Annotated in this window: 23 protein-coding genes; 9 read left to right on the top strand and 14 right to left on the bottom strand. The window is 71.5% G+C overall.

Annotated elements, in window-relative coordinates; all coding sequences use genetic code 11:
- Positions 1–3 precede the first annotated feature (3 nt).
- Positions 4–1,956, bottom strand: coding sequence for a Xaa-Pro dipeptidyl-peptidase (locus ACZ4UV_RS12935; protein WP_467837743.1), 1,953 nt, complete (start codon positions 1,954–1,956; stop codon positions 4–6).
- 223 nt (positions 1,957–2,179) lie between these two features.
- Here ACZ4UV_RS12935 and ACZ4UV_RS12930 point away from each other — a divergent pair, with 223 nt between their 5' ends.
- Entirely contained in the window at positions 2,180–3,649 is a 1,470-nt protein-coding gene (locus ACZ4UV_RS12930; protein ID WP_451018593.1) for a M1 family metallopeptidase, read from the top strand.
- 96 nt (positions 3,650–3,745) lie between these two features.
- Here the strand turns inward: ACZ4UV_RS12930 and ACZ4UV_RS12925 are convergent, their stop codons facing one another.
- Together ACZ4UV_RS12925 and ACZ4UV_RS12920 are read right to left on the bottom strand one after the other, a co-directional pair.
- Positions 3,746–4,237: a macro domain-containing protein gene (locus tag ACZ4UV_RS12925; RefSeq protein ID WP_451018592.1), complete on the bottom strand. Its 492-nt coding sequence runs from the start codon at positions 4,235–4,237 to the stop codon at positions 3,746–3,748.
- Between the two features lie 42 nt (positions 4,238–4,279).
- On the bottom strand, positions 4,280–5,749 hold the full coding sequence (locus tag ACZ4UV_RS12920) for an amino acid permease (protein WP_390037036.1): 1,470 nt from the start codon (positions 5,747–5,749) through the stop codon (positions 4,280–4,282).
- A 253-nt stretch (positions 5,750–6,002) separates the two neighbouring features.
- Here ACZ4UV_RS12920 and ACZ4UV_RS12915 point away from each other — a divergent pair, with 253 nt between their 5' ends.
- Entirely contained in the window at positions 6,003–6,710 is a 708-nt protein-coding gene (locus tag ACZ4UV_RS12915; RefSeq protein ID WP_351490797.1) for a MerR family transcriptional regulator, read from the top strand.
- Between the two features lie 36 nt (positions 6,711–6,746).
- On the opposite strand, the gene ACZ4UV_RS12910 is transcribed toward ACZ4UV_RS12915, so the two are convergent.
- From ACZ4UV_RS12910 to ACZ4UV_RS12895, 4 genes are read right to left on the bottom strand one after another with little or no spacing between them, the layout of a single operon-like run.
- Positions 6,747–8,924: a 3-hydroxyacyl-CoA dehydrogenase NAD-binding domain-containing protein gene (locus tag ACZ4UV_RS12910; RefSeq protein WP_467837739.1), complete on the bottom strand. Its 2,178-nt coding sequence runs from the start codon at positions 8,922–8,924 to the stop codon at positions 6,747–6,749.
- Positions 8,925–8,964: 40 nt separating this feature from the next.
- Positions 8,965–10,179, bottom strand: coding sequence for an acetyl-CoA C-acetyltransferase (locus ACZ4UV_RS12905; protein ID WP_451018590.1), 1,215 nt, complete (start codon positions 10,177–10,179; stop codon positions 8,965–8,967).
- Positions 10,180–10,229: 50 nt separating this feature from the next.
- The gene (locus ACZ4UV_RS12900; RefSeq protein ID WP_451018589.1) at positions 10,230–11,243 is read right to left on the bottom strand and encodes an LLM class F420-dependent oxidoreductase; all 1,014 of its coding nucleotides are present in this window, start codon (positions 11,241–11,243) and stop codon (positions 10,230–10,232) included.
- Positions 11,243–12,394 (bottom strand): CaiB/BaiF CoA transferase family protein, encoded by a 1,152-nt coding sequence (locus ACZ4UV_RS12895; RefSeq protein ID WP_390037046.1) that lies wholly within the window; start codon positions 12,392–12,394, stop codon positions 11,243–11,245. The genes ACZ4UV_RS12900 and ACZ4UV_RS12895 overlap by 1 nt, the downstream gene beginning before the upstream one ends.
- Before the next feature lie 179 nt (positions 12,395–12,573).
- On the opposite strand from ACZ4UV_RS12895, the gene ACZ4UV_RS12890 reads away from it, so the two are divergent.
- Positions 12,574–13,752, top strand: coding sequence for a saccharopine dehydrogenase family protein (locus ACZ4UV_RS12890; RefSeq protein WP_390037048.1), 1,179 nt, complete (start codon positions 12,574–12,576; stop codon positions 13,750–13,752).
- Between the two features lie 4 nt (positions 13,753–13,756).
- Here ACZ4UV_RS12890 and mmpA read toward each other — a convergent pair whose 3' ends face one another.
- From mmpA to ACZ4UV_RS12870, 4 genes are all read right to left on the bottom strand, one after another.
- Positions 13,757–13,903 (bottom strand): morphogenic membrane protein MmpA, encoded by a 147-nt coding sequence (mmpA, locus tag ACZ4UV_RS12885; protein WP_451018588.1) that lies wholly within the window; start codon positions 13,901–13,903, stop codon positions 13,757–13,759.
- Positions 13,904–13,963: 60 nt separating this feature from the next.
- Positions 13,964–14,656: an endonuclease V gene (locus tag ACZ4UV_RS12880; protein WP_451018587.1), complete on the bottom strand. Its 693-nt coding sequence runs from the start codon at positions 14,654–14,656 to the stop codon at positions 13,964–13,966.
- 85 nt (positions 14,657–14,741) lie between these two features.
- The gene (locus tag ACZ4UV_RS12875) at positions 14,742–15,074 is read right to left on the bottom strand and encodes a plasmid stabilization protein (RefSeq protein ID WP_351490758.1); all 333 of its coding nucleotides are present in this window, start codon (positions 15,072–15,074) and stop codon (positions 14,742–14,744) included.
- A 46-nt stretch (positions 15,075–15,120) separates the two neighbouring features.
- A complete protein-coding gene (locus ACZ4UV_RS12870; RefSeq protein ID WP_467837734.1) occupies positions 15,121–16,224 on the bottom strand; it encodes a WD40/YVTN/BNR-like repeat-containing protein in 1,104 nt (367 codons plus the stop codon).
- Between the two features lie 203 nt (positions 16,225–16,427).
- Here ACZ4UV_RS12870 and ssgD point away from each other — a divergent pair, with 203 nt between their 5' ends.
- The 4 genes from ssgD (at position 16,428) to ACZ4UV_RS12850 (ending at position 20,829) form a co-directional block, all read left to right on the top strand.
- Positions 16,428–16,844 (top strand): spore wall synthesis regulator SsgD, encoded by a 417-nt coding sequence (gene ssgD, locus ACZ4UV_RS12865; protein ID WP_351490762.1) that lies wholly within the window; start codon positions 16,428–16,430, stop codon positions 16,842–16,844.
- Between the two features lie 269 nt (positions 16,845–17,113).
- Positions 17,114–18,751, top strand: coding sequence for an ABC-F family ATP-binding cassette domain-containing protein (locus ACZ4UV_RS12860; RefSeq protein WP_467837731.1), 1,638 nt, complete (start codon positions 17,114–17,116; stop codon positions 18,749–18,751).
- Positions 18,752–18,850: 99 nt separating this feature from the next.
- The gene (gene ddaH / locus ACZ4UV_RS12855; RefSeq protein ID WP_451018584.1) at positions 18,851–19,627 is read left to right on the top strand and encodes a dimethylargininase; all 777 of its coding nucleotides are present in this window, start codon (positions 18,851–18,853) and stop codon (positions 19,625–19,627) included.
- Positions 19,628–19,854: 227 nt separating this feature from the next.
- Positions 19,855–20,829: an acyl-ACP desaturase gene (locus tag ACZ4UV_RS12850; RefSeq protein ID WP_451018583.1), complete on the top strand. Its 975-nt coding sequence runs from the start codon at positions 19,855–19,857 to the stop codon at positions 20,827–20,829.
- A gap of 121 nt (positions 20,830–20,950) precedes the next feature.
- On the opposite strand, the gene ACZ4UV_RS12845 is transcribed toward ACZ4UV_RS12850, so the two are convergent.
- Positions 20,951–21,205 (bottom strand): WhiB family transcriptional regulator, encoded by a 255-nt coding sequence (locus ACZ4UV_RS12845; RefSeq protein WP_174856072.1) that lies wholly within the window; start codon positions 21,203–21,205, stop codon positions 20,951–20,953.
- Positions 21,206–21,464: 259 nt separating this feature from the next.
- On the opposite strand from ACZ4UV_RS12845, the gene ACZ4UV_RS12840 reads away from it, so the two are divergent.
- On the top strand, positions 21,465–22,256 hold the full coding sequence (locus tag ACZ4UV_RS12840; protein ID WP_451018596.1) for a VOC family protein: 792 nt from the start codon (positions 21,465–21,467) through the stop codon (positions 22,254–22,256).
- 18 nt (positions 22,257–22,274) lie between these two features.
- On the opposite strand, the gene ACZ4UV_RS12835 is transcribed toward ACZ4UV_RS12840, so the two are convergent.
- Complete coding sequence (locus ACZ4UV_RS12835; RefSeq protein ID WP_451018582.1) at positions 22,275–23,303, bottom strand: LacI family DNA-binding transcriptional regulator; 1,029 nt, start codon at positions 23,301–23,303, stop codon at positions 22,275–22,277.
- 112 nt (positions 23,304–23,415) lie between these two features.
- Positions 23,416–24,435, bottom strand: a complete 1,020-nt coding sequence (gene ligD, locus ACZ4UV_RS12830) for a non-homologous end-joining DNA ligase (protein ID WP_467837728.1) — start codon at positions 24,433–24,435, stop codon at positions 23,416–23,418.
- Positions 24,436–24,553: 118 nt separating this feature from the next.
- Here ligD and ACZ4UV_RS12825 point away from each other — a divergent pair, with 118 nt between their 5' ends.
- Complete coding sequence (locus ACZ4UV_RS12825; RefSeq protein WP_451018580.1) at positions 24,554–25,618, top strand: ATP-dependent DNA ligase; 1,065 nt, start codon at positions 24,554–24,556, stop codon at positions 25,616–25,618.
- Positions 25,619–25,721: the final 103 nt, after the last annotated feature.

Below are 25,721 nucleotides of genomic sequence, written 5' to 3'. Positions count from 1 at the left end.
CGGTCAGCTCGCGGGGACGCGCTGGACGGTGCGCGGGGCGCGGACGCCGCGCAGGGCGGTCTTCTCGGGGGCGGTCCAGCGGGCGGCGGTCGCGCGGGTGAACGCGGCCGCGCCGCCGACCAGCGGGACCCTGGCCGTCGTACGGGACAGGTCCACGGTGAGCGTCGGGGTGGTGGACGGCGGATCGATGAGGTCCTTGTCCGTGCCGGCGACGATCAGTGCCAGGCGGTGGCCCTTGGGTACGACGTGGTCGGTGGCCGCCAGGTCGAGTGTGATCGTGTAGGCCCTGCCCGGGGTGAGCGGGACGCCCTTGCCGGGGTCGGCGTAGGTGCCGAGGTCGGCCCAGCCGCGGCTGAAGACGGTGTAGTCGACGGCCTTGGTCTTTGCCTCGGTCTTCAGGAAGCAGGCGCTGTCACCGGCGGTGCTCTCGCCCCAGCAGGTGCGGTCGGTGAGGGTGGTGATGCCCTCGGCCGCGTCGGCGTAGTCCCGGACGGTGTCCGGGCCGAGGTCGACCAGGACGGCCGTCAGGTGGGCCGTCGAGGTGGTCGGGGTGGCGGTGACGGTCACCTTCGACGAGCCGGACAGCCGCAGGTCCCGGGTGAGCGGCGCGGTGAGGAAGCCGGCCTTGTCCGAGGTCGGGGTGGCGAGTTGGGCGGCCCAGTCGGTCTCGCTCTGCTGCGGGTCGTCCGTGAAGGTCTCGGTGCCGGATCCCTTGCGCAGGCCCAGGGTGCCGACGCCGGGCCGGGTGCCGGTGGCGGGGCGCAGGGTGGTGGTCCCGGTACCGCGCGGCGGCCAGACGGACGAGGTCACCCACTGGTCGGGGTGGCGCTCGATGTCGGCCGTCGGCTCGCGGTCGATGCCGTTGTCGTAGCCGAGGAGCTCGTGGTCGAACCAGCGGTGCAGGGTGTCCACCCAGGCGCCGCGCCGGTAGTCGAAGGGGTCGACGTGCCCGGTCTGGGAGAGCCAGATCTTGCGCTCGACGCCGTTCTTCGCGAGGGCGTCCCACCACTGGCCGAAGTGCTTGGTGCGGACGTTGAGGTCCTGCATGCCGTGCACCAGGAACACGCTGGCCTTCACCTTGGCGGCGTCCTTGACGTAGTCCCGCTCGGTCCACAGGCCGGTCCAGTCGCCGTTGCGCGGGGCGCCGTCGACGAGCTTCTGCTGGACGGCACCGCACTTGGCGTAGGCCGCGTCGCTCTCCACCGCGCCTGCCAGCCAGTCCGGCCCCGAGTCGTACAGCGGGGCGCCCTGGGCGAAGTAGTAGTCGTACCAGGAGGAGATGGCGCTGATCGGGACGATCGTTTTGAGCCCCTTGACGCCGGTGGCGGCCACGCCGTTGGCGATGGTGCCGTCCCAGCTCTTGCCGATCATGCCGGTCTTCCCGTTGGTCCAGGTCGCCTTGACCGTGGTGGTGCCGGTGCGGCTGCTGTAGGCCTTCGCCCGGCCGTTCAGCCAGTCGATGACGGCCTTCGCGGACTGGATGTCGGAGCGGCCGCCGACGTCCACACAGCCGTCGGAGCGGTTGGTGCCGGCCAGGTCGACGCCGACGAAGGCGTAGCCGCGGGGCACGAAGTAGTTGTCGTAGAAGAGCGGCATCTGGACGACGTTCCCGTTGGCGTCGTACGTCTTCAGCTGGCTCTCGTTGCCGCGTCCGCAGCAGGAGTAGTAGGGGCTGGCGTCCATGATGACCGGCACCTTGCGGCCCTGTGCCGCGGGTTCGGCGGGCCGGACGATGTCGGCGGCGACCCGGTCGGTCTTCCCGTCGCCGTCGGAGTCGAGGCCGGTGTCCACCCAGACGGCCTCGCGGATGGCGTTCGCGTACGAGTAGACCGGCCGGCTCTCGCGCGGGGCGCCGGCGGCCTGGGCCGCGGCCGGGGTGAGGAAGGCGGCGATCAGGGCTGCGACGGCCGCGACGGCGAACGGTCTCCAGATCGTGAAGCGCGTGCGTTTCGGCATGCGGCGGACGCTACCCCGGTCAACTCCTGTGCAGAAGGGGGCATCTGGGGGACCGTCAGGACTGATTGCGGCCGAATGGCGATCGTGTGACAGCAGGTGCCATGGACAGGCCAGGGGACACAGGGACTGAATAGGCTCCGAACAGTTTCGTGCTCCATCGACTTGGCGCGGCCCGCCGCGGTGTGGCGGACGCGCCTCGGCCCCCTACCGACCTGGAGTTCTCGTGCACCGCAGAATCCTCGCGCCGGGCGCCCTCGCGGCGGCCTCCCTGCTGCTGGCGATCCCGGCATCGGCCGCGAGCTACAGCCCCGGCGCGCCGGGCATCGGCGACCCCTACTACCCGTACTACGGCAACGGCGGTTACGACGTCTCCCACTACGACCTCCGGTTGCAGTACCAGCCGGCCACGGACGAGCTGGCCGGTACGGCGACGATCCTGGCGCGCACCACGCAGGACCTGTCCAGCTTCGACCTGGACTTCCTGCTGGACGTGAGCGAGGTGCGCGTCAACGGGGTGAAGGCGGACTTCGCCACGTCCGGTCAGCACGAACTGGTCGTCACCCCCAGGTCGCCGCTGGCGAAGGACACGCCGATCACCGTGGTGGTCCGCTACAGCGGGGTGCCGTCGGCCAAGAGCGCGTACGGCTTCAACACGTGGCACCGCACGCCGGACGGCGCGGTCGCGGCGGACGAGCCCGAGGCCGCCTGGTGGTGGTACCCGAGCAACGACCACCCGCTGGACAAGGCGACCTACGACGTGTCGGTGGCCGTCCCCGACGGTACCCAGGTCATCTCCAACGGCCAGCTCCAGTCGACGAGTTCGAAGCTCGGCTGGACCCGGTACAACTGGCGGCAGAACAAGCCGCAGGCGACCTACCTGACCACCCTGGCGGTCGGGAAGTTCGACATCACGACGAGCACCTCCGAGGGCGGGGTGCCGGTCGTCAACGCCTACAGCAAGGACCTCGGCGACAACGACGGGGCGGCCCGGGCGAGCGTGGAGCGCACCGGGGAGCTCGTCGACTGGCTCTCCGGCTACTTCGGGCCGTACCCCTTCGGCTCGGCCGGCGGGTACGTGCCGAACACCACCACCGGGTACGCGCTGGAGACGCAGACCCGCGTCTACTACAGCCCGAAGCAGTTCGCGAACGGTTCCAACACGTCGGTGGTCGTGCACGAGCTGGCCCACCAGTGGTACGGCGACGACGTCTCCCTCAAGGGCTGGAAGGACATCTGGCTCAACGAGGGCTTCGCCCGGTACGCGCAGTGGCTGTGGTCCGAGCACGAGGGCGAGGGCACGACGCAGGAGCTCGCCGACTACGTGTACGCGTCGCATCCGGCCGACGACGCGTTCTGGACGGTGAAGCCGGGGGATCCCGGTCCCGACGACCAGTTCGACATCGCTGTCTACGACCGGGGGGCGCTGGCGGTCCAGGCGTTGCGGAACGCGGTCGGGGACGACGCGTTCTTCGCGATTCTGAAGGGGTGGCCGAAGGAGCACGCGTACGGGAACGCGTCCGTGGCCGACTTCGAGGCGTATGCGGAGAAGGTGTCGGGGAAGTCGCTGTCCGGGTTGTTCGATGCGTGGCTGTTCCAGCCGGCCAAGCCCACGGCGCCTGCATTCAGGGCCGCGGTGGCTCCGGTCCAGCCGAAGTCGTGGAAGCGGATCGAGGCTACGAACGACGTGCACTGAGCAGGTGCCGGGTGCGGTGAGTGGGGGGCTGCGGGCCGTGTGTGGCTGGTCGCGCAGTTCCTCCCCCAGCCTTCGGCCGGGGGTACCCCAGCGCCCCTAAAGGGGCGCTTCATCACCGTGGTCGTACACGGTGACCGCGACACCCCGCCCCGCCAGCCGCTCCTTTATCAGGGGCTCGATCCGGGACCATTTGCCGCCCGCCAGGCCGCAGCCGATGCGGGGCATGTGCACGGACGCGCCGCGTTCGATCACCTCGTCGGCCAGCTTGCCCAGCGCCGTGTCGATCGCCTCGTAGCGGACCGGCACGCCCTTGCTGCCGGATCTGGTGCCCCGTTGGCCGATCATGTTGGCCACCCAGATGTAGCGCTCGACGCGGACCAGCTGGACCGCGCCCAGGGCGAAGCCGTTGTTCGCGCGGTCGCGGTGCCAGGCGCGGTACGCCTTCTCGGGCTCCGGCCAGCGGCGGGAGAGGGCCAGGACGAAGCCCTTTCCCCAGCCCCCCAGGTCGTTGCAGACGTGGGCGATGACCTTGACGCCCTTGCCCGACGGTGTGGTGGCGTCGCCCCGGATGTATGTGATCTCCCCCATGACGCCACCGTAGGCGATGCCACTGACAACGGCTCTGAGCCGCTACTTCCCGAGCTGTGAGAGCTCCCTGTCGGCCGTCCGGGAGACCCGGCGGCGGACGCCGAACCAGCCGGCCACCAGCAGGGCGGCGATCACCGGGATGAGCAGGAGGGTCTTGCGGCCGACCTCGGGGTCGTTCCCCATCATGCCGAGGCAGACCAGCAGGAAGGCGATCGTGGCGATCTCGGTCGCCGGGCTGAAGCGGAGGCGGAACGCCGGGCGGTCGACCAGGCCCGCCTTCGCGCGGCGGACGAAGATCAGGTGGCAGAGCATGATGATCACCCAGGTGCTGATGATGCCGAGGGAGGCGACGTTCAGCACGATCTCGAAGGCCTGGCTGGGCACCAGGTAGTTCAGGCCGACGCCGAGCACACAGACCGCGCAGGTCAGCAGGATGCCGCCGTAGGGCACCTGGCTGCGGTTCATGCGGGCGGTGAACTTCGGGGCCGAGCCGGCCACCGCCATGGAGCGCAGGATGCGGCCCGTGGAGTAGAGGCCGGAGTTGAGGGAGGACATCGCCGCGGTGAGGACCACCAGGTTCATCACGTCACCGGCGCCCGCGACGCCGATCTTGGAGAGGACGGTGACGAAGGGGCTCTCGTCGGCCGAGTAGACCGAGCCGGGGAGGAGGAGGGCCAGGAGGACGACCGAGCCGACGTAGAAGAGGCCGACACGCCACATGATCGAGTTCACCGCGCGCGGGACGACCTTCTCGGGCTCGGCGGTCTCGCCCGCCGCTACACCGACCAGCTCCAGGGCCGCGTACGCGAAGATCACGCCCTGCATGACCAGGACGACCGGCATCAGGCCGTGCGGCAGGACACCGCCGTGGTCGCTGATGACGCTCACGCCCGGGGTCTGTCCGTCGACCTTGTGCTGGGTGGCGAGCAGGAAGATGCCGATCAGCATGAAGCCGACGAGGGTGGCGACCTTGATGATCGCGAACCAGAACTCCATCTCGCCGAAGATCTTCACCGAGATCAGGTTCACCGCCAGGACCACGGCGAGGGCGATCAGCGCGAGCGTCCACTGGGGGATGCTCGTGAACATGCTCCAGTAGTGGGTGTAGAGCGCGATCGCGGTGATGTCGGCGATGCCGGTGGTCGACCAGTTCAGGAAGTACATCCAGCCGGCGACGTACGCGCCCTTCTCGCCGAGGAACTCGCGCGCGTACGACACGAAGGAACCGGAGGAGGGGCGGTAGAGGACCAGCTCGCCGAGGGCGCGGACCACGAAGAAGGCGAAGACCCCGCAGACCAGGTAGGCGAGGGCGAGGGCCGGGCCCGCGTTGTGGAGGCGGCCACCGGCGCCCAGGAAGAGGCCGGTGCCGATCGCGCCGCCGATGGCGATCATGTTGACGTGGCGGGCCTTGAGGTCCTTGCTGTAGCCGGCGTCGCCCGCGTCCGCGGGCGCCTGGGCCACGTCGGTCCGGGTGGCGGCAGCCTGTGCCGTGTCCACGGCGTCCTTGCTCACAGGTGGTTCCACTCTCTGGTGCGCCCGAGCGGGTCGCGCTCGGGTGTCCGGACGTAGTCGGTCGGCGCGCTCGGTGGTGTGCACAGACCAAGGCGCCACCTTCCCCCGGGCAACAGTGCGCAAGCGATGATGTGGATCACAGAGCGGAACTTCTCACAAGATGATGACCTTGTCGTAAAGATGAACATCTGGCGAACACAACGTATGTGCCGCCAGGTGTCACAGTGCCGGTGTGACAGCGATACTGCTCCACATGACGACCGACACCGACGGCGACTCCGGGGAGCCGGCGCTCACCATCGACGAGCTGGCCGCGCGGGCCGGCACCACGGTCCGCACGGTCCGCTTCTACGGCACCAAGGGGCTGCTCCCGCCGCCGGTGATCGGTCCGCGCCGGGTGGGCCACTACGGGCGGGATCACCTGGCCCGGCTGGCGCTGATCGAGGAGTTGCAGCACCAGGGCATGACGCTGGCGGCGATCGAGCGCTACGTGCGGCAGCTGCCGCCCGGTCTCAGCCACCACGACCTGGCCATCCACCGGGCCGTGGTGGCCTCCTGGGCCCCGGACACCGAGGAGACCGTGACGGCCGGGGAGCTGCGGCGGCGGGCCGGGCGGCCGCTGGACGAGGAGGACGTCGAACGGCTCGTCGCCATGGACGTCGTACGGCCCGACGGGGACGGCTACCGCATCGACCCCGGCCTGCTCCGGCTCGCCGTGCAGCTCCTCGACGTACCGCTGTCCGAGAAGGCGATCCTGGCCGCGCGCACGGTCCTGACCGAGCACGCGCGGGCGGCCGCGCACGAGCTGTCCCTGCTGTTCCGGGCCGAGGTGGCGGAGCGGACCGAGGCGGACGTGAAGTCCCTGTCCGCCCACATGCAGCCGCTGGTGGTCCAGGCGCTGCTGACCGCCTTCCAGCGGTCGCTCAGCGCGGAAGTGCACCAGTGGCTCGACGGCTCCTGAGGAGGATCCGCTCCGCGCACCCGGCTCGGCGTCGGCTCAGCGGCCGTCCGTGAAGGTCTCGCCCTTCTCCGCCTTCGCCACCAGCAGCGCGGGCGGGGCGAACCGCTCTCCGTAGGTCTCGGCGAGCTCACGCGCGCGTGCCACGAAGCCCGGCAGGCCTCCCCCGTATCCGTTGATGTACTGCAGGACGCCGCCGGTCCAGCCGGGGAAGCCGATACCGAAGAGCGAGCCGATGTTGGCGTCGGCGACCGAGGTGAGGACGCCTTCCTCCACGAGGCGGACCGTGTCGAGGGCCTCGGAGAAGAGCATGCGCTCCTGCATGTCCCGGAACGGGATCTCGTGGCCGGGCTTGGTGAAGTGTTCGCGCAGACCGGGCCAGAGCGCGGCCCGGCTGCCGTCCTCGGCGTAGTCGTAGAAGCCCGCTCCCCCGCTGCGGCCGGGGCGGCCGAACTCGTCGACCATGCGGTCGATGACCGCCTCGGCGGGATGTGCGGTCCAGGTGCCGCCGGCCTCCTCGACGGCCAGCTTCGACTCGCGGCGGATCTTCTGGGGGAGGGTCAGGGTCAGCTCGTCCATCAGGGAGAGCACCTTGGCCGGGTAGCCGGCCTGGGCCGCCGCCTGCTCGACGGAGGCGGGCTCGATGCCCTCGCCGACCATGGCGACGCCCTCGTTGATGAAGTGTCCGATGACGCGGGAGGTGAAGAAGCCGCGCGAGTCGTTGACGACGATCGGCGTCTTGTTGATCTGCCGGACCAGGTCGAAGGCGCGGGACAGGGCCTCGTCGCCGGTCCGCTCGCCCTTGATGATCTCGACGAGCGGCATCTTGTCGACGGGCGAGAAGAAGTGCAGGCCGATGAAGTCGGCCTGGCGCTCGACTCCTTCGGCGAGGGCGGTGATGGGGAGCGTGGAGGTGTTGGAGCAGAGCAGGGCGTCGGGGGCGACGACGGACTCGATCTCCTGGAAGACCTTGTGCTTGAGGGCGGTGTCCTCGAAGACGGCCTCGATGACCGCGTCGCAGCCTGCCAGGTCCTGCGGGTCGGCGGTGGGCGTGATCCGGGCGAGCAGCGCGTCCGCCTTCTCCTGGCTGGTGCGGCCCTTGGCGACGGCCTTGGCACAGAGCTTCTCGGAGTAGCCCTTGCCCTTGAGGGCGGCCTCCGCCGACACGTCCTTGAGGACGACGTCGATGCCCGCGCGGGCGCACGAGTAGGCGATGCCGGCGCCCATCATGCCCGCGCCGAGCACGGCGACCTTGGTGACCTTGCGGGGTTCGATGCCCTTGGGACGGTTGGCGCCGGAGTTGACGGCCTGGAGGTCGAAGAAGAACGCCTGGATCATGTTCTTCGAGATCTGCCCGGCGGCCAGCTCCACGAAGTAGCGGGCCTCGATGACCTGGGCGGTCTCGAAGTCGACCTGGCTGCCCTCGACGGCGGCGGCGAGGATGCGGCGCGGCGCCGGGTAGGGGGCGTTGTTGGTCTGCTTGCGCAGGCTGGCCGGGAAGGCCGGCAGGTTGGCGGCGAACTTGGGGTTGGCGGGCGTGCCGCCGGGGATCCGGTAGCCCGGCTTGTCCCAGGGCTGCTGGGACTCGGGGTGCGCGTCGATGAAAGCGCGGGCCTTGGCGAGGAGGTCCTCGGGACTGTCGGCGACCTCGTGGATCAGGCCGTTCTCCTGGGCCCGGCGGGCGTTGTACTGGGTGCCCTGGAGGAGGACCTTCAGCAGGGCGTCGGCGATGCCGAGGAGGCGGACCGTGCGGACGACCCCGCCGCCGCCCGGAAGCAGGCCGAGGGTGACCTCGGGGCAGCCGATCTTGGTGCCGGGGGTGTCGAGGGCGACGCGGTGGTGGCAGGCGAGGGTGAGTTCGAAACCGCCGCCGAGGGCCGCGCCGTTGATGGCGGCGACGACCGGCTTGCCGAGGGTCTCGATGCGGCGCAGGTTGCGCTTGACGGCGAGGCCGCCGTCGAAGAGGTCCTGGGCGGTCTCGGGGGTGACCCGGATGAGGTCGCGCAGGTCGCCGCCGGCGAAGAAGGTCTTCTTGGCTGAGGTGAAGACGACGCCCCGGATCGAGTCCTGCTCGGCCTCCAGTCGGTCGGCGACCGCGGCGAGGGACTCGGCGAAGGCCGCGTTCATGGTGTTGGCGGACTGGTTGGGGTCGTCCAGGACGAGGGTGACGACGCCGGTGTCGTCCTGTTCCCAGCGGATGGTGGTGCTCTCGGTCATGGCTCGTGTCTCCGTGAAGTCTCTTGGTTCCGCGGGGATTTCAGACGCGCTCGACGATGGTGGCGATGCCCATGCCGCCGCCCACGCACAGGGTGGCGAGGCCGTAGCGCTTGTCCTGACGCTCCAGTTCGTCGACGAGGGAGCCGAGGATCATCGCGCCGGTGGCGCCGAGGGGGTGGCCGAGTGCGATGGCGCCGCCGTTGACGTTGACCTTGTCCAGGGACAGGCCCATGTCCTTCACGAAGCGCAGGACGACCGCCGCGAACGCCTCGTTGATCTCGACCAGGTCGATGTCGTCGATGGTGAGGCCGGCCTTGGCGAGGGCCTTGCGGGTGGCGGGCGCGGGGCCGGTGAGCATGATGGTCGGCTCGGAGCCGGAGACGGCGGCCGAGACGATGCGGGCGCGCGGGGTGAGGCCGTAGCGCTCGCCGATCTCCTTCGAGCCGATGGCGACCAGGGAGGCGCCGTCGACGATGCCGGAGGAGTTGCCCGCGTGGTGGACGTGGTCGATCTTCTCGACCCAGTGGTACTTCTGCAGGGCGACCGCGTCGAAACCGCCCAGTTCGCCGATGTCGGCGAAGGAGGGCTTCAGCTTGGCGAGGGAGTCGGCGGTGGTGCCGGGCCGCAGGTGCTCGTCGTGGTCGAGGACGACAAGACCGGCGCGGTCCTTCACGGGGACCACGGAGCGGTCGTAGCGGCCCTCCTTCACAGCCGTCGCCGCCCGCTCCTGGGAGAGCGCCGCGTACTCGTCGACGTCCCGGCGGGAGAAGCCCTCGATGGTGGCGATCAGGTCGGCGCCGATGCCCTGCGGCACGAAGTTGACGGCCAGGTTGGTCATCGGGTCGTTGAACCAGGCGCCGCCGTCCGAGGCCATCGGCACCCGGGACATCGACTCGACGCCGCCCGCGAGGACCAGGTCCTCGAAGCCGGAGCGGACCTTGGCTGCGGCCATGTTGACGGCCTCCAGCCCGGAGGCACAGAAGCGGTTCTCCTGGACGCCGGCGACCGTGTCCGGCAGTCCGGCGGCGATCGCGGCGATCCGCGCGATGTCGGAGCCCTGGTCGCCGACCGGGCCGACGACACCGAGTACGACGTCGTCGATGGCGGCCGGGTCGAGGTCGGGGAAGCGGTCCCGGATCTCGTGGATGAGTCCGACGACCAGGTCGATGGGCTTCGTGCCGTGCAGGGCGCCGTTCGCCTTGCCGCGGCCGCGCGGGGTGCGGATCGCGTCGTACACGTACGCTTCGGTGCTCACTGACAAGCCTTTCAACGAGGGTTTTTGCGCGGTGGAGGTCAGCGGGGGGATCAGAGCCAGTTCTTGACGGTCTCGACCAGGCGGGCCGGGTCCGGGCCGACGGGGGTGATGTCCAGCATGGTCACGCCGGCCTCGCGGTGGGCGGCGATGCGGTCGCGGACGTAGCCCTCCGGGCCGCACAGGGATATGAGCTCGCAGAACTCGTCCGGTACGGCCGCCGCGGCATCCCGGTGCCGGCCGTCGAGGTACAGCTCCTGGATGAGCCGGGCCTCCTTCTCGTAGCCGTAGGCGACGGCGAGGTCGTTGTAGAAGTTCTTGCCGGGCGCTCCCATGCCGCCGACGTACAGGGCGATCCGGGGGCGGACCTGGTCGCGTACGGCGGCCGCGTCCTCGCCGATGGCGAGCAGCCCGCCGGCGACGATCTGGAGGGGGCCGAGGGCCGGGTCACGGCGGGCGGCGCCCTCCGCCAGGGGGGTGCCCCAGACCTGGTGGGCCTTCTCGGGGATGAACAGGGTGGGCAGCCAGCCGTCGGCGATCTCGGCGGTCATCCGGACGTTGGCGGGGCCGAGGGAGGCCACGTAGAGCGGGACGTCGGGGCGGACCGGCTTGGTGAGGATCTTCAGGGGCTTGCCGAAGCCGCCGGGGCGGGGCATGTCGGTGATGCCGTGGTGGTCGATGGTCTCGCGGCGCAGGATCCGCCGGGTCAGCTCGATGGTCTCGCGGGTACGGCCGAGCGGCTTGTCGTAGGCCTTGCCGTGCCAGCCCTCGACCACCTGCGGGCCGGAGGCGCCGAGTCCGATGATCGCGCGGCCGCCGGAGACGGCGTCCAGCCCGGCGGCCGTCTGGGCGATGAGGGCGGGGGTGCGGGAGTAGACGTTGAGGATCGCGGAGCCGATCTTCATCCGTTCGGTGCGGGCGGCCAGGTAGCCCATGATCGTGGGCGAGTCGAAGCCGTAGGCCTCCGCGACCCATACCGCGTCGAGGCCCGCCGACTCCAGCGCGGCCGCCCGGTCGGCCGCCGCGCGCGGGTCGCCCGCGTAGTCGAGGAAGGTCGAGAGCTCCATCAGGTGCCGTCCTTGTCGTGGTCGTCGAGGAGTGCCGGTACGTCCCAGTCGCCGGCCACCGCGGCGGTGTCGGCGCCGGGCCGGGCGGGAGGGGTGCGCACGGCCGTGGGGGTCGCGGAGAAGCGCGGGGCGGGGGCGGGCTGGGTGATGCCGCCGTGGTCGGTGAAGGTGCCGCGGACTGCCAGATGGGGGTGGTGCGGGGCCTCCCGGAGGGAGAGGACGGGGGCCACGCAGGCGTCGGAGCCCTCGAAGACGGCCGTCCACTCGTCACGGGTGCGGGACTTGAAGCGGGCGGCGACCCGCTCGCGCAGCTCGCCCCAGCGGGTCCAGTCCTTGCGGGCGTCGGCCAGGTCGTCGAGGCCGCCGAGCAGCCGGAGGAACTCGGCGTAGAACTGGGGCTCCAGGGCGCCGACCGCCATGTACCCGCCGTCGGCGGTCTCGTAGGTGCCGTAGTACGGGCAGCCGCCGTCCAGCAGGTTGGCGCCGCGCCGGTCGTGCCAGCCGCCGGCGGCCACCATGCCGTGGATCATCGCGGCCAGGTGCGCGGTGCCGTCCACGATGGCCGCGTCCACGACCTGGCCGGTGCCGGTCGCGCGCGCGTGGTGCAGGGCCGCCAGGACGCCGACGACGAGGTAGAGGGAGCCGCCCGCGTAGTCGCCGAGCAGGTTGGCGGGGACGGCCGGGGGTTCGTCGGGGCGGCCGATCATGCCGAGGGTGCCGGTGAGGGCGATGTAGGCGATGTCGTGGCCCGCTCGGTGCGCGAGGGGCCCCTCCTGGCCCCAGCCGGTCATCCGGCCGTAGACCAGGCGGGGGTTGCGGGCGTGGCAGTCTCCGGGGCCGACGCCGAGCCGCTCGGCGACGCCGGGGCGGTAGCCCTCGATGAGGATGTCGGCGTGTGCGGCGAGGTCGAGGACGCGGGCGGGGCCGTCCGGGGACTTCAGGTCGACGAGCACCGAGCGCTTGTTGCGGTTGGTGACGTCGTACGCCGGGTCGACCGCGAGCCCGGGGCCGCCGGGCCGGTCGACGCGGACCACGTCGGCGCCCAGGTCGGCCAGGAGCATGGCGGCGAACGGGCCCGGTCCGATGCCGGCCAGCTCGACCACGCGCACGCCGGAGAGCGGGCCGTGTCCTGGCGTCCCTGCCGTGGTCATGCCGCCCCCAGTCATGTGACACAACTGATGTAACACCGACGATGCTAAGAACACGTTCCACTGGGCACAAGAGTGGACGAGCAAGCGCTTAGTCAAGATACCCGGTGGGGGTGCGTCCGCACTCCTCACGCTAGCCTCAGCCACCCACAACGGCACGGGTTGCGCGACCGAGAGGTGTCATGAGCAGGATGAAGACGACGGACCGTCCCTACGACCTCGTGCTCTTCGGAGCCACCGGCTTCGTGGGCGAGCTCACCGCCGAGTACCTCGCCGCGCACGCGCCCGAGGGCCTGCGCTGGGCGCTCGCGGCCCGGGACGAGCGCAGGCTGCAGGCCTTGCGCGAGCGGCTGCCGGGCGGCACGGCGGTCGGGGTGCTGCGCGCCGACGTCACGGAGCCCGCCACGGTCCGCGCCCTCGCCGAGCACGCGCGCGTGGTGGCCACGACGGTCGGTCCCTACGGCCGTTACGGCGAGGACCTGGTCGCGGCGTGCGCGGACACCGGCGCCGACTACCTGGACCTGTGCGGCGAGCCGGAGTTCGTGGACCTGATGTACGTCCGGCACGACGCACGCGCGCGTGAGACGGGTGCCCGCCTGGTGCACGCGTGCGGCTTCGACTCGGTCCCGCACGACCTGGGCGCGTACTTCACGGTCCGGCAGCTGCCGGAGGGCGTGCCGCTGACCGTGGACGGGTTCGTGACCGCGGACGCGACCTTCTCCGGCGGCACCTTCGCCTCCGCCCTGGACCAGTTCGCGCGCCCCCGGCAGCTGCTCGCCGCCGCGCGGGACCGCGCCCGGCACGAGCCCCGGCTGATGAACCGCCGGACGAGCGCGCCGACGGGTGCCCCTCGGTTCGCGTCCGAGGTCGGCGCCTGGGCGCTGCCGCTGCCCACCATCGACGCCCAGATCGTGCGCCGCTCGGCGAAGGCCCTGGACCGCTACGGCCCCGACTTCCGCTACCGGCACTACGCGGCCGTCAGGCACCTGCCGATGGCGCTCGGCGGGGTGGCGGCCGTCGGCGCGGTCGCCGCGGCGGCCCAGCTGCCGCCCGCCCGGCGCTGGCTGTCGGACCGGCTCAGGCCCGGGGAGGGGCCGGACGCCCAGAAGCGGGCCCGCAGCTGGTTCACGGTCCGGTTCGTCGGCGAAGGCGGCGGACGGCGGGTGTTCACGGAGGTCTCGGGAGGGGATCCCGGCTACGGCGAGACGGCGAAGATGTTCGCCGAGGCCGCCCTCTCCCTCGCCTTCGACGAGCTGCCGCCGACGGCCGGCCAGGTCACCACCGCGCAGGCGATGGGCGACGCGCTGACCGAGCGGTTGCGCGCGGCCGGGATCGGCTTCCGGGTGGCGGCGACCCGCTGACCCCCTAGGACTGCCACTGGATCACGGTGTAGACCATCCCGGCCATCCACCCGAACCCCACCACCACGGCGAGGACCAGGGCGGCCGTCACCGTGCGCTCGACGGGCTGGGCGGAGGCGGCGACGGACTGGGGGACACGGTGTGTGGTCATGCGGCCAGCCTGCCGCCGGACTGTAACGGCGGCATCCGTACTCGTACTCAGAATCGCTACTCAGGCCTGAGCTTCACGCAGCGCGCTGCGGCACAGCGCGTCCGCGCGGCGGGTGGTCTCCGGCAGGCGGTACTTCGGGGTGAGCGCGAGCGTGTGGGCGCAGGCGTTGTCGAGACTCACCCGGTGGCCGACGGAGACAAACACCGGCTTGACGGCGTCCCGGGTGCGCAGGGCGCGGCCGACCTCCTCGGCGCCCGCGAGCAGCGGCGCATCGCTGCCGCGCGGGGTGTCCGGGTCGTCGTACGCGAAGGTGAACGGGTTCTTGGCGACGCCGATGGTGGGCAGGCCGGTGAGGACGCCCAGGTGGCTGGCGAGGCCGAAGCGGCGCGGGTGGGCGAGGCCGTAGCCGTCGCAGACGACCAGGCCCGGCGGGCAGGACAGGGCGTCCAGGGCGGCCCGGACGGTCGGGATCTCGCGGAAGGCGAGCAGTCCGGGCACGTACGGGAAGGACACCCGGCCGACGGCGGTCGCCTCCGCGACCACCTCCAGGGTCGCCGCGTCCAGGACGACGGCCGCCGCGGCGACCAGGTCGCGCTCGTCGTCGTAGGCCACGTCGACGCCGGTGACCTGCCCGGTGCCGGGCGCCGGGCCCGGCTCGTCGAGGACCACCCTCCCGCGCAGCTCGTCCTGCACGGCCAGGGCCTGTTCCTCGGTCGCGGGCCAGCCCGCGGGTACGCGTACGGTCGTCGTCATGGTGGGCACGAGCGTACGGCGTGCCACGCGCGCGTGCGGTGACGGGCGTGACGGAACCCGGCCTACGGCCCTCCTGTCGGCCGGGTCAGCCCTTCTTGGCGTTCAGAGCGCGTTGCAGCTGCGCCTTGTTCATGTCCGAACGGCCCTCGATGCCGCGCTGCTTGGCCTCCTCGTAGAGCTGGTCGTAGGTCGGGCCGCCGGAGCCGCTGTGGGACCGCTTCCCGCCGCGCCGGCCGGACGACATGTCCTGGGTGGAGGTACGGCTGGCGGTCTCGGACTCGCCGGAGCGGGCGCGCTCCTTGTTGACGGTCCGGGCGGCGATCTCCTCGGCGCGCCCCTTGCTCTCGCCCCGGTCGAGCGCGCTCTCCTTGATGTGCTCGTACTGGCGTTCCCGCTTCGGGCTGGATCCACGTGGCATGACCACCGCTCCCTTCGTGGGTGTGCCGTCAACGGGTACCCCCGGGTCAGTTCTCCAGGCGTGCCGCCCGCCCCTGCTCGCCGGCCGCCCAGCAGCTCAGGTCCGGTGTGCAGGCCACGGTGTCGTACGAGCCGGTGTCGACGGTGCGCCAGGTGCGGCCGCCGTCGGTGGTCAGGTCGGTGCCGGTGGGGCCGACCGCGAGGGCCGTGGTGCGGCTGTGCGGGAGCCACGCGACGCCGGAGCGGTAGGCGGGCGGCGGGGTGGCGGCGGACCGCCAGCTGCGGCCGCCGTCCGGGGTGACCGCGGCCGCCTGCGGCGAGGCCTGGTCGGCGCGGTAGTCGCCGCCGACCGCGAGGCCGTGGCCGCGGTCCCGGAAGGCGACGGCGAAGACGCCCTTGGCCGGATCGCCCGCCGGGATCGTGGTGTCGGCGGCGGTCCAGGTCAGGCCGCGGTCGGCGGAGTGCAGCACGCGCGCGTGGGCACCGCCGCCGGTGGCCAGCCAGGCGTCCTTCGGCCCGGAGGTGACCAGGCACTGGCCGCTCGCCGCGAAGCCCGCCTCGCCCGCCAGCGCGGCCGGCATGCCGTCGTCCGGCAGTACGCGCCAGGAACGGCCGCCGTCACCCGTCGACAGGATGCGGAACTTCCCGTCGACCGGGTCGCTCATGGCGAGGCCGTGGCGGCGGTCGAAGAAGGCCATGCAGTCGTAGAAGGCGGCGGGGTCGGTGTTGCGGAAGGACTCCGTCCAGGTCCGGCCGCCGTCGTCGGTGCGGTAGACCCGGGACGCCTCGCCCTCGCCGATGGCCAGCACCACCGCGCGGCGCGCGTCGAACGCCTCGACGTCCCGGAACTGGAGGTCGCCCGCGCCCGGCGGGGAGACGTTCCGCCAGCTCGTCCCGCCGTCCGTGGTGCGCAGCACGGTGCCGCCGGTACCGGCCAGCCAGGCGGTGTGCCGGTCGACGGCGGCCAGGCCGCGGAACCGCACTTCCGGGGCGCCGGTGTCCTTGAGCGCCCAGTGCGGTGCCCGTGCGGTGGCCTGCGCGGGACCGGCGGTCAGCGCGGCCAGCGCCGCCGTGCACGCCACCCCCACCGCGACCGCTCGGCCGGTACGTCGGGCTCGTCCTGTGCGTCGCGTGCTCCCCAAGCGCCTCATGGCGCGCGAAGCTAGCCGACCGCCGCGCCGCCGTCCAGAGGGCCCCGCAGCCCCAGGCGACAGGTAAGCCCCAGGTGTGAATAAGGCCGGTGACAGAGGTCACTCGCCCTTCGCGTGCACGGATCGGCCACTTCCTTCGTCTCTTCCAGTGCCAGGTCTCACACGCCCCGAAATTCGTACCACCGTCACGAGGGAGCAAGGCGTTGTCCATCGTCATCGAGCAGCCCGTAGAGGCTCGACTGGTCGCCGCGTCACCGCGCATGCCGAGCATTCCCGCCACCCTGCGCTACGACCGCGAGGACCCCTTCGCCGTGCGCATGACCTTCCCGGCCCCGGCCACCCTGGAGGGGGTCGACGTCTGCTGGACGTTCTCCCGCGAGCTGCTCGCCGCCGGACTCCACGCGCCGGAGGGCAACGGGGACGTCCGGGTGCGGCCGTACGGCTACGACCGGACCGTGCTGGAGTTCCACGCCCCCGAGGGCACCGCCGTCATCCATGTGCGCACCGGCGAGATACGCCGCTTCCTGGAGGCGACCGGCGACCTGGTCCCCACCGGTCTCGAACACCTCCAGCTGGACCTCGACCACGACCTGGCCGAGCTGATGCGGGACGCCTGCTGACCTGGTGCTCCCGCCGCGGTTAATTGCGTTGACACCCCATGTGACCCCTTCTAGCGTGTACGACGGTTCTGTTGCCGTCGATTGGAGAAGGACGTTGCTCGTCTGAGGTCCTGAGACACCGCGTCACACCCGTGAGGTGTGTCTGTGGCGTTCGACCTCGGCGTGTGAGCCGTCCTCCCGGCGCAGGATCTCCTCCTGGCCCTTTCGGCTTCTGCCTCGCGGTGTCTCGACACGCGTCCCCCGACACCGCAAGCAACCGCGAGGCGCCCATGTCTGCATCCGTCACCGTCACCTCCCTGTCCTTCGCCTGGCCCGACGGCTCCCCCGTCTTCGACGGCCTGGACATCTCCTTCGGTCCCGGCCGCACCGGCCTGGTCGGTGTCAACGGATCGGGGAAGTCGACCTTGTTGAAGCTCGTCGCCGGCGAGCTCACCCCGGCCGACGGCTCCGTGAAGGCGGCCGGTGAGGTCGGCCACCTCCCGCAGAACGTCACGCTCGACACCGCGCTCTGCGTCGAGGAGGTGCTCGGCATCGCTTCCCGGCGGGCCGCGCTGCACGCCATCGAGGCGGGTGACGTGTCCGAGCGGCACTTCGAGGCGCTCGGCGACGACTGGGACGTCGAGGAGCGCGCCCTGGTCACCCTCGGCGAGCTCGGGCTGGGCCACATCGGCCTGGACCGGACCGTCGGCGAGGTGTCCGGCGGCGAGTCGGTGCTGCTGCGGCTGGCCGCGCTGCTCCTGCGGCGGCCGGACGTGCTGCTGCTCGACGAACCCACCAACAACCTCGACCTGTACGCCCGCAAGCGGCTGTACGGGGCCGTCGCCTCCTGGCCGGGCGTGCTGATCGTGGTCAGCCACGACCGCGAACTCCTCGACCTGGTCGACCAGATCGCCGACCTGCGCGCCGGTGAGGTCACCTGGTACGGCGGCAACTTCTCGGCGTACGAGGAGGCGCTCGCCGTCGAACAGGAGGCGGCCGAGCGCATGGTGCGGGTCGCCGAGGCCGATGTCCGCAAGCAGAAGCGCGAACTGTCCGACGCCCAGGTCAAACTGGCCCGCCGCAAGCGGTACGGGCAGAAGATGTTCGAGCAGAAGCGCGAGCCGAAGATCGTCATGGGGGCGCGCAGGCGGGCGGCGCAGGAGTCCGCGGGCAAGCACCGCATCATGCACGAGGAACGGCTCGCCGAGGCGAAGGAGCGGCTGGACGAGGCGGTGGAGGCGGTACGGGACGACGACGAGATCCGCGTCGAGCTGCCGTACACCACTGTTCCGCCGGGCCGGAGGGTGATGACGCTGGAGAACCTGGAACTCGCGCACGGCTCGCGGGTGAAGGGGATCCTCGACCTGCGCGGGCCCGAGCGGATCGCGCTGGTCGGACGCAACGGCGCGGGCAAGACGACGCTGCTGCGGACGGTCGCCGGGGAGCTGGCGCCGGTCGCGGGCGAGGCGCACACGCACGTGCCGATGCGCTTCCTGCCCCAGCGGCTGGACGTTCTCGACGACGAGCTGACCGTCGCCGAGAACGTGGCCCGGTTCGCACCGGACGCCGGCAACAACCGCATCCGGGCGCGACTGGCCCGCTTCCTGTTCCGGGGCGCCCGCGCCGACCAGAAGGCGGGGACGCTCTCCGGCGGCGAGCGCTTCCGGGCGGCGCTGGCCGCGCTGCTGCTGGCGGAGCCCGCGCCCCAGCTGCTGATGCTGGACGAGCCGACGAACAACCTCGACATGGCGAGCGTCCGGCAGCTCACCACGGCCCTGGAGTCGTACGCGGGCGCCCTGGTCGTCGCCAGTCACGACCTGCCGTTCCTGGAGTCGATCGGGATCACGCGGTGGCTGCTGATGGCGGACGGGGAGCTGACCGGCACAACTCCGGACGAGGTGGCGCGTCTCGGTGAGGGCACAGCCTGACAACAGGGGTTTTGTCGACACCGATCCGCCCTGCATGATGGCGGTCCGGCGCCCCCACCAATGGGCGCCGGACCGAATCACCGACCCCGGAGACCCGTCGTGCCCAGCAAGAAGGCCCTCATCCGCCGCCCCAGCCCGCGCCTCGCCGAAGGCCTGGTGACGCACATCGAGCGGGAGAAGGTCGACGTCGAGCTCGCCCAGGAGCAGTGGGAGGCGTACGCCGAGACGCTGCGCGCGCACGGCTGGGAGACCGTCGAGGTGGACCCGGAGGACGACTGCCCGGACTCGGTGTTCGTCGAGGACACGGTCGTCATGTACAAGAACGTGGCTCTGATCACCCGGCCCGGCGCCGAGTCCCGGCGCGAGGAGACGGCCGGCGTCGAGGAGGCGGTGGCCCGCCTCGGCTGCTCGGTGAACTGGGTCTGGGAGCCGGGCACCCTGGACGGCGGTGACGTCCTCAAGGTCGGCGACACCGTCTACGTCGGCCGCGGCGGGCGGACCAACGCGGCCGGGGTGCAGCAGTTGCGGGCCGCGTTCGAGCCGCTGGGCGCGCGGGTGGTCGCCGTACCCGTCAGCAAGGTGCTGCATCTGAAGTCGGCGGTGACCGCGCTGCCCGACGGAACGATTCTGGGACACATCCCGAACGTGGACCGGCCGTCGCTGTTCCCGGGCTTCCTGGCGGTGCCCGAGGACGCGGGCGCCCATGTGGTGCTGCTCGGCGGCGGCAAGCTGCTGATGTCGCAGAGCGCCCCGAAGACCGCGGAGTTGCTCGCCGACCTCGGCCACGAGGTGGTCACGGTCGACATCTCCGAGTTCGAGAAACTTGAGGGATGTGTGACGTGCCTCTCGGTGCGGCTGCGGGAGCTGTACGCCTGACGGGTGATCGTTTCACCTCTTCAGCCCCGGGACCTGCGGGTCCCGGGGCCGCTTGGCATGTCACGATTCGCCGTGTGCACCGGGCCTGATCAGCAGTCTTTACAGCACACTTAACCTACGGCTTCGTAACCTACGGCTTCGTAGCCTACGATCACGTAGGTTTCCGGCCCCGCTCGCCGGTCTTCTCCCGTTCATCCGCTCTTGTTCGGCGTCCCCCTGGAGTTCTCGTGACGATCACTTCTCCCCACCTCGGCAGCCCGTCCGTGTGGACCGACGCGCGGCTGCTGTACGCCCTGGAGGAAGTGGTCGAGAAGGAGCTGAACCGCCATCTGAAGGTCGCCAAGGACTGGATGCCGCACGAGTACGTGCCCTGGAGCGACGCCCGTAACTTCCCCGGTTTCTTCGAGGACGGCGAGGCCTGGGGCAAGGAGCAGTCCAAGGTCACCGAGATCGGCCGGATCGCCCTGGTGGTGAACCTCCTCACCGAGGACAACCTGCCCAGCTACCACCACGAGATCGCCTCACTGTTCGGCCGCGACGGCGCCTGGGGCACCTGGGTGCACCGCTGGACCGCCGAGGAGGGCCGGCACGGCATCGTGATGCGCGACTACCTGCTCGCCTCCCGCGCGGTCGACCCGGACAAGCTGGAGCAGTTCCGGATGTCGCACATGAGCGAGGGCTTCGAGTCCGACAACCGGCACTCGATGCTGCACTCGGTCGCCTACGTCGCGTTCCAGGAGCTCGCGACCCGGATCTCGCACCGCAACACCGGTCACCAGTCCGGCGACCCGGTCTGCGACCGCATGCTGTCCCGCATCGCGACCGACGAGAACCTGCACATGGTCTTCTACCGCAACCTTCTGAAGGCCGCGTTCGAACTGGCCCCCGACCTGACCATGCAGGCGGTGCGGGACGTCGTGGTCAACTTCCGCATGCCCGGCCACGGGATCCCCGGCTTCGAGCGGGCCGCCGCGCAGATGGCGATCGGCGAGGTCTACAACCTGCGCATCCACCACGACGACGTCCTCCAGCCGGTGCTGCGCCACCTGAAGGTCCTGGAGATCGACGGTCTCGGCTCGGAGGGCCTGCAGGCGCAGGAGGAACTCGGCCTGTTCATGGGCGGGCTGAACGCTGAGGCGTCGAAGTTCGACGAGAAGCTGGCCGCGCGCAGGGCCCGGATGGCGGCGCGCGCCGGCGCGTGACACCACGCCGGACGGGCGCCCGGACCTCCCGGTGCGCCCTCTGCGCTACGTCCGGCCGCGTCCCCGGAGGGTAGCCGGGCCGGGGTCTGGGGTCGTACCGCCTTTTCCGGCGGGTGCGGGTTCAGCGGGAGGCACGGCGCAGTTCCAGGCGTTCCTTCTCGGACAGGCCGCCCCAGACGCCGAAGCGTTCGTCGTTGTCGAGCGCGTACTCCAGGCAGGCCGAGCGCATCTCGCACATACCGCAGATGCGCTTGGCCTCGCGTACCGAGCTGCCGGGCTCGGGAAAGAAGAAGTCCGCCCCGGTCTGCGCGCACAACGCCTGCGCCTGCCAGGCCGGGACGGGCGTGCGGGGCGGGGTGATGGTGTCGAAGTGCATGGCCAGGATCGTGCCGGGCGACGAAAAACGTTCGCTCAACGCCCGCTCAACGTCCCGGCGACAGAGCGCTTCAGCCTCGATCCTGCTCCTGCGCGCCACGCCCGCGCACGGCGGCGCGCGGAACGGATCCGAAACTCGGCGATTGCGTCGGGTGACCCACGGTAACCGGGCTGCGGTGGGCGTGGTCGGGCAGCGATTGTCAGTGGGCGGTGGAAGACTCGGCGCAGCAGAGGACAGGACCCTTCCGAGGAGGGCGATGATGCTCACCACCCGTTTCGTCAACGGCGCTCCCAACTGGATCGACCTCGGCACGCCCGAGATCGAGGGCGCCGTCTCCTTCTACAACGGTCTCTTCGGCTGGCAGTTCCGGTCGGCGGGTCCCGACGCCGGCGGTTACGGTTTCTTCCAGCTGGACGGCAAGACCGTCGCCGGCGGTATGCAGACCACCCCGGAGCAGGGTCCGCCCTCCTGGACGGTGTACTTCCAGAGCGAGGACGCGCAGGCCACCGCGAAGGCGGCCGAGCAGGCGCACGGCAGCGTCCTCGCCCAGCCGATGGACGTGATGGGCCGGGGCCACCTGGCGATCCTCGCCGACCAGGCAGGCGTTCCCTACGGCATCTGGCAGCCGGCGCTCACCAAGGGCGTCGACGTGGCGGGCGATCCGGGCTCGCTGTGCTGGGTCGAGCTGTACACCCCGGACATCGCGGCCGCCGCGGCCTACTACCACAAGGTTCTCGGCCTGGAGACCTCCGGCGTGCCCTTCCCCGGCGGCACCTACACCTGTGTCAACCCGGCGGGCGGTGACGACGCGTCGATGTTCGGCGGGATGGTGCCGCTGGCCGAGGACCCGGCCGAGGCGCAGGCCGGCGCGTACTGGCTGCCGTACTTCGAGGTCGAGGACCCGGACGCGGTGGTGGAGAAGGCCCAGCAGACGGGCGGCAGGGTGCGGATGCCGGCGACCACGCTGGAGGGAGTGGGCCGGATGGCCAAGCTGGCCGACCCGTACGGCGCCCGCTTCGCGGTGATCAAGGGCGAACCGCAGGAGAGCTGAGGCGGGAGCCGGGACCCGTCAGGCGGTCGCGCGCCGTATCAGCGTCGTGGGCAGGACGACGCTGGACGGCGCGCCGCTCGCCGACTCGTCGCCGGTCAGCGTGGCCAGCAGCAGGCGGGCCATCAACCGGCCCATCTCCTCGATGTCCTGACGGACCGTCGTCAGCGGCGGCTCGGTCTGTTCGGCGACGGGCAGCACGTCGTCGAAGCCGATCACGGCGACGTCCTCGGGCACCCTGCGGCCACGCTCACGCAGGACGCGCAGGGCACCGAGGGCGGTGAGGTCGTTGGCGGCGAACACGGCGTCCACGTCGGGGCAGTGGTCGAGGAGTCGGCTCATGGCCCGCTCGCCGCCGGAGGGGGTGAAGTCGCTGGCGACGACCAGCCGTGGATCGGTCTCCCCCATGACGTCCCGGTATCCCTGGAGACGGTCGGCCGCCGACGTCTGGTCCAGCGGTCCGGTGATGTGCGCGATCCGGCTCCGGCCGAGGCCGACGAGATGGCGTACCGCGTCCTCGGCGCCGCCCCGGTTGTCGCAGTCGACGTACACGGCGGTGTTCGTGCCGTCGCTCCAGCCGGGCCGGCCGCCGAACACGGTGGGGACGCCGGCGCCCTCGATCAGACCGGGCAGCGGGTCGTCGAGGTGGAGGGAGAAGACCAGTGCGCCGTCGACATGGCCGCCGGCCAGATAGCGGGCCACCCGGGCGTGGTCGTCCCGACCCTCGGTGAGCAGCAGGACGAGCTGGTTGTCGTGGGCGGTCAGTTCCTTGCTGATGCCGCGCAGCTGGAGGGCGAAGAAGGGGTCGGTGAAGATCCGGGTCTCCGGTTCGGCGATGACGACGGCGACGGCGTCGTGCCGTTTGGTGACGAGGCTGCGGGCCGCCTGGTTGGGGACGTAGCCGAGTTCCTCGACCGCCCGCCGCACCCGTTCGACGAGGGGCTCGCGCACGCCGTCCCCGCCGTTGACGACCCGTGACACGGTGGCCCGGGACACTCCGGCCCGCGCGGCCACGGCCTCCAGCGTGGGGCGCGACACTGCCTCGGACACCTCGGCCCTCCTCCTCGGCGGCTGGCGATCAGCATAGTCCCGACCGCAGACCGCAGACCGACCGCCGGCCACCGACCGGCGGTCACCGGCGAGGGCGTCCCGACTCCCGCCGTCAGGAGTGCTGTTCGGGCCGTGCCCGGCTCGGCTGGACGCGCTTGGGCTCGCCCGGCATCTTCGGGTACTCCGGCGGATAGGGCAGGTCGCCGAGGCCGTGCTCGTCCTCGTCGCGGCGGGCGAGTTCCAGGAGGGCGTCGAGGGAGTAGGCGTGGTCGTCCATGTCGGCGTGCACGTCGCCGACTTCGGCGAACCGGACCGGCATCGTGACCAGGTCGAAGTCCGCGGGCTGCACCTGGTCGACCTCCTCCCAGCGCAGCGGCGCGGAGACGGGGGCGTTCGGGCGGGGCCGCAGGGAGTAGGCGGAGGCGATGGTGCGGTCGCGGGCCGTCTGGTTGTAGTCGACGAAAATACGCTCGCCGCGCTCCTCCTTCCACCACTTGATGGTCACCCGGTCCGGCATCCGGCGTTCCAGCTCGCGGCCCACGGCGATCGCCGCGCGCCGGACCTGGGTGAAGGTCCAGCGGGGTTCGATGGGCACGAAGACGTGCAGCCCGCGGCCGCCGGAGGTCTTGGGCCAGCCCCGCAGTCCGCCGAACTCGTCCAGGACGGCGCGCAGTTCGTGAGCCGCGCGGACCGCGTCGGCGAAGTCGGTGCCGGGCTGCGGGTCGAGGTCGATACGGAGTTCGTCGGGACGGTCGACGTCACCGCGCCGCACCGGCCAGGGGTGGAAGGTGAGCGTGCCGTACTGCGCGGCCCACACCACGGCGGCCTCCTCCGTGGGGCACATCTCGTCGGCGGTGCGGCCGCTGGGGAAGGTGATGTGGGCGGTGGGGATCCAGTCGGGCATGCCCTTGGGAGCGCGCTTCTGGTAGAACCACTCGCCGGTCACACCGTCGGGATAGCGCTGGAGGGTGGTGGGGCGGTCGCGCAGGGCGCGCAGGATGCCGGGGGCGACGGCCGCGTAGTAGCGGGCGACGTCGAGCTTGGTGAAACCGCGCTCCGGGAAGAACACCTTGTCCGGGCTGGACAGCCGTACGGTCCGGCCGGCCACCTCCAGTTGCACCGCATCGCCCATGCGGCCACGGTAGGCGCACCACCCCCACCCCGCATATCGGCTCGACACGGTCGCCGGGTCCGTACCGAAGCGTGCCGTGTGACGAGCGGACGCCGGGGAGCGCTCGTAGAGTCGTGGCATGGATCTGCCGGTGATGCCACCCGTGAAGCCGATGCTCGCCAAGTCGGTGGCGACGATCCCGCCGGACATGCAGTACGAGGCGAAGTGGGACGGCTTCCGCGCGATCGTGTTCCGGGACGGTGCCGAGGTGGAGTTGGGCAGTCGTACCGGGAAGCCGTTGACCAGGTACTTCCCCGAGCTGGTGGCGGCGCTGAAGGAGCGGGTGCCCGAGCGGTGCGTGCTGGACGGGGAGATCGTGATCGCGCGGGAGGGCCGGCTGGACTTCGACGCGCTGACCGAGCGGATCCATCCGGCGGACTCAAGGGTGCGCACGCTGGCGGAGCGGACGCCCGCCTCCTTCGTCGCCTTCGACCTGCTGGCGCTGGACGACGAGTCCCTCCTCGACGTCCCGCTCACCGACCGCCGCGCCCTGCTCACCGGAGCCCTGGCCGACGTGACGCCTCCGGTGCATCTGGCGCCTGCCACGACCGATGTCGAGGTGGCCCGGCAGTGGTTCGAGCAGTACGAGGGGGCCGGCCTCGACGGGGTCGTCGCCAAGCCGCTCACCCTGCGCTACCGGCAGGACGAGCGTGCCATGTTCAAGGTCAAGCACGAGCGGACGGCCGACGTCGTGGTGGCCGGTTACCGCTTCCACAAGAGCGGCCCCGTGGTGGGTTCGCTGCTGCTGGGCCTGTACGACGACCGGGGCGCCCTCCAGCACGTGGGCGTGTCGGCCGCGTTCCCGATGAAACGGCGGGCCGAGCTGGTCGAGGAGCTGGAGCCGCTGCGCATGGAGGACGTCTCCGGGCACCCGTGGGCGGCCTGGGCGGAGGAGGCCGCCCACGAGTCGGCCCGGCTGCCCGGCGCGCCGAGCCGCTGGTCGGGCAAGAAGGACCTGTCCTGGGTGCCGGTGCGGCCGGAGCGGGTGGCCGAGGTGGCGTACGACCACATGGAGAACGGGGCCCGCTTCCGGCACACGGCCCGGTTCCGCCGCTGGCGCCCGGACCGCACGCCGGAGAGCTGCACCTACGCGCAGCTGGAGGAGCCGGTGCGCTACGACCTCACGGAGATCCTGGGGTCCTGACCGGTCCCGATCTGGTTCGACCGGGTATGGCCACCGATGACCTGTTGAGCACACAATCAAGCGAGAGCGTGAACGGGGTGGGACGAACGCGGGGGGGGCCGCG

This window comes from Streptomyces sp. NPDC028289 (assembly GCF_055565975.1).
This window is presented reverse-complemented; position numbering and strand designations above follow the sequence as displayed.

What these genes read in the sequence shown, in the direction of transcription:
- ACZ4UV_RS12935 (WP_467837743.1), bottom strand. Translation starts at nt 1,956, where the DNA reads ATGCCGAAACGCACGCGCTTCACGATCTGGAGACCGTTCGCCGTCGCG.
- ACZ4UV_RS12925 (WP_451018592.1), bottom strand. Translation starts at nt 4,237, where the DNA reads ATGGGGGAGATCACATACATCCGGGGCGACGCCACCACACCGTCGGGC.
- ACZ4UV_RS12915 (WP_351490797.1), top strand. Translation starts at nt 6,003, where the DNA reads ATGACGACCGACACCGACGGCGACTCCGGGGAGCCGGCGCTCACCATC.
- ACZ4UV_RS12910 (WP_467837739.1), bottom strand. Translation starts at nt 8,924, where the DNA reads ATGACCGAGAGCACCACCATCCGCTGGGAACAGGACGACACCGGCGTC.
- ACZ4UV_RS12900 (WP_451018589.1), bottom strand. Translation starts at nt 11,243, where the DNA reads ATGGAGCTCTCGACCTTCCTCGACTACGCGGGCGACCCGCGCGCGGCG.
- ACZ4UV_RS12895 (WP_390037046.1), bottom strand. Translation starts at nt 12,394, where the DNA reads ATGACCACGGCAGGGACGCCAGGACACGGCCCGCTCTCCGGCGTGCGC.
- ACZ4UV_RS12890 (WP_390037048.1), top strand. Translation starts at nt 12,574, where the DNA reads ATGAGCAGGATGAAGACGACGGACCGTCCCTACGACCTCGTGCTCTTC.
- mmpA (WP_451018588.1), bottom strand. Translation starts at nt 13,903, where the DNA reads ATGACCACACACCGTGTCCCCCAGTCCGTCGCCGCCTCCGCCCAGCCC.
- ACZ4UV_RS12880 (WP_451018587.1), bottom strand. Translation starts at nt 14,656, where the DNA reads ATGACGACGACCGTACGCGTACCCGCGGGCTGGCCCGCGACCGAGGAA.
- ACZ4UV_RS12875 (WP_351490758.1), bottom strand. Translation starts at nt 15,074, where the DNA reads ATGCCACGTGGATCCAGCCCGAAGCGGGAACGCCAGTACGAGCACATC.
- ACZ4UV_RS12870 (WP_467837734.1), bottom strand. Translation starts at nt 16,224, where the DNA reads ATGAGGCGCTTGGGGAGCACGCGACGCACAGGACGAGCCCGACGTACC.
- ACZ4UV_RS12860 (WP_467837731.1), top strand. Translation starts at nt 17,114, where the DNA reads ATGTCTGCATCCGTCACCGTCACCTCCCTGTCCTTCGCCTGGCCCGAC.
- ACZ4UV_RS12845 (WP_174856072.1), bottom strand. Translation starts at nt 21,205, where the DNA reads ATGCACTTCGACACCATCACCCCGCCCCGCACGCCCGTCCCGGCCTGG.
- ACZ4UV_RS12840 (WP_451018596.1), top strand. Translation starts at nt 21,465, where the DNA reads ATGCTCACCACCCGTTTCGTCAACGGCGCTCCCAACTGGATCGACCTC.
- ligD (WP_467837728.1), bottom strand. Translation starts at nt 24,435, where the DNA reads ATGGGCGATGCGGTGCAACTGGAGGTGGCCGGCCGGACCGTACGGCTG.
- ACZ4UV_RS12825 (WP_451018580.1), top strand. Translation starts at nt 24,554, where the DNA reads ATGGATCTGCCGGTGATGCCACCCGTGAAGCCGATGCTCGCCAAGTCG.